This is a genomic window from Amycolatopsis sp. NPDC051758, from assembly GCF_044453095.1.
GTDB lineage: Bacteria > Actinomycetota > Actinomycetes > Mycobacteriales > Pseudonocardiaceae > Amycolatopsis.
The window spans coordinates 1,500,080-1,506,404 of record NZ_JBITCJ010000001.1; the positions used below are offsets into that span (position 1 = coordinate 1,500,080).

Below are 6,325 nucleotides of genomic sequence, written 5' to 3' on the forward strand. Positions count from 1 at the left end.
AGCGACGGGAAAGAAGGTGACGGAATGCCGGTGGAGTTCCTGGGCATCGGGGGCACGCACGACGGGTCGGAGACGCACGCCCGCTCGGGCGGGGTGTTCGACAAGGAGTACACGCTGCGCCTGGCCCGCGCGCACGAGGACTTCGGCTGGGACCGGGTGCTGTTCGCCTACGGCTCCGGCTCGCCCGACCCCGCACAGGCGGCCGCGTACGTCGCCACGAAGCTGGACAAGCTGCAGATCCTGCTCGCGCACCGCCCGAACGTCTCGTACCCGACGTTCGCGGCGAAGACGTTCGCGACGCTCGACCAGATCTCCGACGGCCGGCTGACGGTGCACTTCATCACCGGCGGCAACGACCACGAGCAGCAGCGCGAGGGTGACTACCTCACGAAGGACCAGAGGTACGCGCGCACGCGCGAGGCCATCCAGATCATCAAGCAGGCCTGGACGTCGGACGAGCCGTTCGGCTTCGACGGCGAGTACTACCGCTTCGCGGACTACGTCAGCGACGTCAAGCCGGTGCAGCAGCCGCGGCCGGGCGTCTCCTTCGGCGGCTCGTCACCCGCCGCGTACGCCGCCGGCGGTGCCGAAGCCGACATCTACTGCCTCTGGGGTGAGCCGCTGGCCCAGACCGCGGAGCAGATCGAGTCCGTCAAAGCGGCCGCGAAGGCAGCCGGCCGCACGGACGTGCCACGAATCCAGGTCGCGTTCCGGCCGATCATCGCGCCGACCGAGGAGCTCGCCTGGGAAAAGGCGTACGCGACGGTCGGGGCGATCAAGGACCGGACCAAGGGCGGGCAGCCGCTGACCCGCCGGCACAAGCTCACCGAACCCGAGAACACCGGCTCCCAGCGGCTGCTGGCCGTCGCGGCTCAGGGTGAGCGGTTCGACCGGGCACTGTGGACGCCGACGGCGGCCGCGACCGGCGGCGCGGGCAACTCGAACGCGCTGGTCGGCACGCCGGAGACGGTCGCGCAGGCCCTGCTCGACTACTACGACCTCGGCGTCGAGATCCTCTCGGCCCGCGGTTACGACATGCTCGGCGACACGATCGACTTCGGCCGGCACGTCATCCCGATCGTCCGCGAGGAGGTTGCCAAGCGCGACGCCGCCCGTGCCGCCGAGGCCACTCGCGCGCCCGCGGAGGACGCCCTCGCCGTAGACGGCTGAACCTCTCCTTCCCCGGTAGCCACCTCGCCCCGCGCGAGGTGGCTACTTTTGCCTCTGGTCCTGCGCCAACGGGTACGGAATGATCCATTGGTGACTCCTGGGCGACCGGTCAGACACTGCGGGCTATCGTCTGACCCGTTCGGGAAAGCTCCGTGACACCTTGGATACCGGCGAAAGAACCTAGGAATTCACCAACAGTCACGGGACACTGGCTGAGGTAACTCACGTACCGTGACTGCCTCATGACTGACTGGTCCTCTTGTCACCGGCGGTCATGCGACGGACGCGGTGTGCACAAGAGGTCGGGAGAAGACGTATGGCAGCACCGCCGGACCGGGTCACGTTCCGCGAGGTGTTCGGGATCGCCGAGTTCCGGGCTCTGTGGTTCGGGGAGCTCCTGTCGATCGCCGGTGACCAGCTGGCCCGGGTCGCGCTGTCCATCCTGGTCTTCACCGGGACCAACTCCGCCACGCTGACCGGCCTGACGTACGCGCTGACCTACGCCCCTTCGCTGTTCGGCGGCATCTTCCTCACCGGGTTCGCCGACCGCTTCCCCCGCCGCACGGTGATGGTGCTCGTCGACCTGCTGCGCGCCGCGCTGATCCTGCTCGTCGCCGTGCCCGGCATGCCGTTCTGGCTGATGTGCGTGCTGGTCGGCGGGGTCTCCCTGGTCAACCCGCCGTTCAAGGCGTCCCAGCTGGCGCTGCTGCCGCAGGTGCTCGCGGGCGACCGGTTCGTCGTCGGGATGGGCATCCGCAGCATGACCGTGCAGAGCGCCCAGCTGCTCGGGTTCGCCGGCGGCGGCGCGCTGCTGATCGCGCTGGACCCGCACGTCGCGCTGATCATCGACGCCGCCACGTTCGTGCTCTCCGCCCTGTTCATCCGCTTCGGCGTCCGCGCCCGGCCGGCCGCGGCCACCGGTGAACAGCGCAAGTCCTTCTTCGCGACGCTCGGCGGCGGTGGCCGGACGGCGTTCGCGAGCTCGCCGCTGCGCACGCTGGTGCTGTTCACCTGGCTGATGGGGCTCCTGCCGGTCTACGAGGGCATCGCCGCGCCGTACGTGGCGGCGTCGGGCGGTGGCCCCTCGGCGATCGGCCTGCTGCTCGCGGCCGACCCGATCGGCAGCGTCATCGCGACGTTCGTCTACACCCGCTGGGTGCCCGCGCGGCTGCGGCCGAAGCTGATCGGCCCGCTCTCGGCGCTGTGCGCCGTCCCGCTGGTGCTGTGCTTCCTGAACCCGGGGCCGGTCTCGTCGATCGTGCTGTTCGTCGTGTCCGGCGGCTTCGGCACCGTCTGCCTGCTGCAGGCGACCGCGTCACTGACGCTGGCCGTGCCCGACGAGCAGCGGGCGCAGGTGATGGGCCTGTCCAACACCGGCCTGACCACGATGATGGGCGTCAGCCCGCTGATCGGCGGGGTGCTCGCGGATCAGCTGAGCCCGCACGGCACGGTCGGGATCTTCGGCATCGTCGGAGTTGTGCTCACCCTGCCGCTGGCGGCGCTGTGGGCACGGGCCCGGGCGGGCGAGCCGGAACGATGGGACGACAAAGAAGCCGCACGCGCCGAACATGCTTGACATGCCCCGCGCGTGGGCTTGACCTGCGCGACCTTGCGGTGCGCTGTGCGGTCACTGTTCTTTGCCGCGCATCGCTGGCCACCTCTCGTTCCGGTGTCAAAGAAAAAGTACACACCGAAAGCCCTTGTGGACAGCTGGCAAACGGTCTGAAACTGTCCGTGAGTACTTTGTCACCGTACAACCGCGCAAGGGGCTGGGGGAAAAATGGTCACATCGGGGGAACAGAGCGGCCAAGACTTGATTTCTCGCGTGCGGGACTGGGCACTGTGGACCCGGCCCCGCGACTGGATCATCGCCACACTGACCGCCATCACGGTCATGCTCACGTGGACGGCCGTTTCTCTGTTGACCGTGCCGGTCACACTCGCTCAACTGGGGACGTTTGCGCTGCTCACGGCGTTGGCCGTGACGCAGACGGAGGTCAGCAGGCGACTGGAGCGGCAGCGCCGCATCCTCAGCCAGGGGCCTTACATCTCGATGACTTCGGTGTGGCTGCTGCCCGCCGGCCTGCTCCTGCCGGCTCAGCTGATCGCCGCGCTCGGGTTCGTGCTCTACGTGTACCTCGCGTTCCGTAGCTGGTCTGGCACCCGTCCGGGTGAATTTCACCGCGTGGCCGCGAACGCCACGACGATGATCTTGTCGGCGTTCGCCGCGAGTGTCGTGAGTCACATGACGCTGGGCAGCGGTGTCGCGTCCGTGACGCTGGCCGGGCTCGCGTTCTTCACGGTCAACACCGCGCTCACCGGGCTTGGTCTGTACCTCGCCGACCCCGAGAGCGCGACCCCCGCGTCGTGCCTCGGCACGATGGACGACAACCTGCTGGAACTGTCCACTTTGTGCGTCGGCGCACTGCTGGTGATGGTCCTCAACGAGGAGCCGCTGCTGTCGGTGCTGGTCATCCTGCCGCTGTACGTGCTGCAGCGGTCCGTGCTGATCAAGCGGCTCGAAGAGCTCGCCACCACCGACCAGAAGACCCAGCTGCTCAACGCCACCACCTGGCAGGACGGTGCGCAGCGCGAGATCTCGCGGGCGGAGCGCGAAAACGGCAGCTTCGGCGCCATGATGATCGACCTCGACCACTTCAAGCGGATCAACGACACCTACGGGCACCTCGCGGGGGACGACGTGCTCAAGGCGGTCGCCGCCGTGGTCCGGCAGGAGACCAGGGCGCACGACCTGGTCGGCCGGTTCGGCGGCGAAGAGTTCGTCGCGCTGCTGCCCGCGACCTCCAAAGAAGACGCCATCGTCACGGCGGAGCGGATCCGGCAACGGGTCAGCGAGCTGATCATCAGCACCACGACCAACGAGGGCGCGGCCGTCGACATCGAGCGGCAGACGGCGTCCATCGGCGTCGCCGCTTATCCACTCGACGGGGCGTCGATCGAGGAAGTGATGTCGTCCGCCGACGCGGCCGTGTACGCGGCCAAGCACGGCGGGCGCAACCGGGTGGTCGGGTCGGTCGCCCTACCCGAGATGGCCGTGGCTTAGCTCAGCGCAGCCGCTCGATGACGTCGCTCGCCTTGGCCTGCAGGCGGGCGACGCCGCCGACGGTGAACTCGGTGAGCAGGTCGATCAAGGCGTCCTGGTCCGGCGGCTCGCCGTCCCAGGTGGCCTGGACCAGTGACTCGGTCATCGCGAAGAAGAGCGTGACGAGCGCGCGGTCGGCGCGGCCCGAGTCGATGCCGTGCGCGGCCCACCGCTTGCGGCTGGCCTCGGCGTAGACGACGGCCAGCCGCTCCCTCAACCGGGTGAGAGCGGGGTCGCCCGCACGCTCGGCCGCGCGGAGCACGCCGTAGGCCTCCGGGCTGTCCGCGACGAAGGTGACCATGTTGGCGTAGTTGGCCCGCGCCCAGGCCCGCAGGCCGGGCTGCGGGTCGGCCACCGACGGGCCCGCGATGGCGGCGAAGGCCCGCTCCTCGGTTTCGGCCACGACCTCGGCGAACAGCGTCGCGCGGTCGCCGAACTGCTCGTAGACGGCCTGGCGCGAGACGCCGGCCTCCCGGGCGATCTGCTCGATCGTCGAGCCCTGCATCCCGTGCTGCGCGACGACCTTCGCCGTCGCCCGCAACACGCGTGACCGCTGCTCCCCGACCGGGAGCTTGCGCGGCCGTCCGCGCGGAGCGGGGCTTGACATGGTGCTCCACCTCACGTGATTCTTTTTCCGACACCTCTGTCCAAAAAGGTGTTCCCCCGCGCACTCGACCTGCTCAACGAGGAGCAAGCATGCGTATCTTCCCCCGCCGCGCGCTGTCCGCGGCCGTCGCCACGGTTTCCGTTCTGGTTCTGGCGACGCTCGGCCCGCCACAGGCCTCCGCCGCGTCCTTCTACGACCCGCCGTCCCCCTTGCCGGCGGGCGGCGACGGCGACGTCATCCGGCACGAGGCGTCGACCTTCTACATCGACCCGATCAAGCTGATCAAGGCCGACGCCGGGGTCGAGCGGATCATGTACCGCAGCACCGACACGCACGGCTCGCCGATCGCCGTCACCGGAACCGTGCTGACGCCGAAGGCGGCCTGGCACGGCGCGGGAGTGCGGCCGATCGTCTCCTACGCCGTCGGCACCCAGGGTGAGGGGGACGACTGCGCGCCGTCGAAAGCGCTTGCCGCCGGGTTCGAGTACGAAGGCCCGTTCATCGCCGGGCTGCTGGCGCGGGGCTACGGCGTGGTCGTCACCGACTACGAGGGGCTCGGCACCCCGGGCGACCACACGTACGTCAACCGCGCTTCGGAGGGGCACGCGGTGCTCGACGCGATCCGCGCGGCCCAGCGGCTGCCGGAGGCGGGGCTGCCGGACGACGGCCCGGTCGCGATCGCGGGGTACTCCCAGGGCGGCGGCGCGTCGGCCGCGGCGGCGGAGCTGCAGCCGAGCTACGCACCCGAGCTGAAGCTGAAGGGCGCGTACGCGGGGGCGGTGCCGGCGGACCTCGGTGAGGTCGCGAAGAACCTCGACGGCCACTACGCGGTCGGCTTCCTCGGCTTCGCGCTGGTCAGCATGAACTACGCGTACCCGGAGCTGAACATCCCGGCGCTGCTCAACACCCGCGGCAAGCAGCTGTTCGAGCAGGTCCGGACCGAGTGCACGGTCGAGGCGATCGCCGCGCACGCGTTCACGCAGTCGTCGACGCTGACCAACGACGGCCGCTCGCTCACCGCGTACCTCGGGGAAGAGCCGTACCGGACGCGGGTGGCCGAGCAGAAGATCGGGACGCTGAAGCCGTCGGCGCCGGTGCTGATCGTCCACAGCGCACTCGACGACATCGTGCCCTACGCGCAGGACCGGACACTGGGCCGGACGTGGTGCGGCAAGGGTGTGAAGGTGCAGTTCAGCACCACGCTGGTGCCGACCCACGTACTCGGCGCGGTGCGGGCGTACCCGGAGGCGTTCGCCTGGCTCGAGGCCCGCTTCGCCGGCCTCCCGGCGTTCTCCAACTGCGGCCTGTTCTGAGGTCTCCCGCAGCCGGGGGGGGGGGGGGGTGGGGGGGGGGGGGCCCCCCAACAACACACAACCCCCCCGGGGGGCTAATGCCGGGGGGGGGGCGGGCGCGGGGGGGGGGGGGGGGGGGGGGCGGCGGGCGCC

At 70.1% G+C, this 6,325-nt stretch carries 5 protein-coding genes; 4 read left to right on the plus strand and 1 reads right to left on the minus strand.

Annotated features, from left to right (window positions below; genetic code table 11):
- Positions 1-24: 24 nt before the first annotated feature.
- From ACIA5G_RS07815 to ACIA5G_RS07825, 3 genes are all read left to right on the plus strand, one after another.
- Complete coding sequence (locus tag ACIA5G_RS07815; RefSeq protein ID WP_395921416.1) at positions 25-1,170, plus strand: LLM class flavin-dependent oxidoreductase; 1,146 nt, start codon at positions 25-27, stop codon at positions 1,168-1,170.
- Between the two features lie 316 nt (positions 1,171-1,486).
- Positions 1,487-2,746 (plus strand): MFS transporter, encoded by a 1,260-nt coding sequence (locus ACIA5G_RS07820; RefSeq protein WP_395921418.1) that lies wholly within the window; start codon positions 1,487-1,489, stop codon positions 2,744-2,746.
- A gap of 318 nt (positions 2,747-3,064) precedes the next feature.
- Positions 3,065-4,234: a GGDEF domain-containing protein gene (locus tag ACIA5G_RS07825; RefSeq protein ID WP_395921947.1), complete on the plus strand. Its 1,170-nt coding sequence runs from the start codon at positions 3,065-3,067 to the stop codon at positions 4,232-4,234.
- Between the two features lies 1 nt (position 4,235).
- Here the strand turns inward: ACIA5G_RS07825 and ACIA5G_RS07830 are convergent, their stop codons facing one another.
- Positions 4,236-4,880 (minus strand): TetR/AcrR family transcriptional regulator, encoded by a 645-nt coding sequence (locus ACIA5G_RS07830; RefSeq protein ID WP_395921420.1) that lies wholly within the window; start codon positions 4,878-4,880, stop codon positions 4,236-4,238.
- Positions 4,881-4,969: 89 nt separating this feature from the next.
- Between ACIA5G_RS07830 and ACIA5G_RS07835 the strand changes: the two genes are divergently transcribed.
- Entirely contained in the window at positions 4,970-6,193 is a 1,224-nt protein-coding gene (locus ACIA5G_RS07835; RefSeq protein WP_395921421.1) for an alpha/beta fold hydrolase, read from the plus strand.
- Positions 6,194-6,325: the final 132 nt, after the last annotated feature.